The following is a 428-nucleotide window of genomic DNA, read 5'->3' on the forward strand; positions in this document are numbered from 1 at the left end:
CGCCTCTTCGAGAACACTGACATGGACGTTCGCCATTACGCCTTCCTCGCTAGCCAGCCCTCGGCTGCGGTCAAAAATCGCGAGCACTTCTGGGGCATGCCCAAGCGCGGGTTGGCGTTCCTGTTGGCCAACGTCATGTTCTGGCAGCCGATGTGGGCGCAGGCCGACGGGATCGTGGTGGCTACGCCCGGCACCAGCCTCGGCCAGGCGGGCAATGGCGTGCCGATCATCCAGATCGCCACGCCCAATGGCACGGGCCTGTCGCATAACCAGTTCCACGATTACAACGTCGGCAGCCAGGGGGTGATCCTCAATAACGTCGCCGCGCAGACCGGCGCGACGCAACTGGGTGGGATCATTGTCGGCAACCCGAACCTGACCAACGGGATCGCGGCGCAAACCATCCTCAACGAAGTGGTCGGCGGCAG

The 428-nt window shown here is 64.0% G+C and carries 1 protein-coding gene; it reads left to right on the top strand.

Going from position 1 to position 428, the window contains the following annotated elements; all coding sequences use genetic code 11:
* Positions 1 to 21: 21 nt before the first annotated feature.
* Positions 22 to 428, top strand: a 407-nt coding sequence (locus tag ACCC96_RS30300; protein ID WP_413697742.1) for a hypothetical protein, incomplete at its 3' end; no start/stop codon positions are given.

It is taken from the genome of Pseudomonas sp. Pseusp11 (assembly GCF_047304405.1).
Taxonomy (GTDB): domain Bacteria; phylum Pseudomonadota; class Gammaproteobacteria; order Pseudomonadales; family Pseudomonadaceae; genus Aquipseudomonas.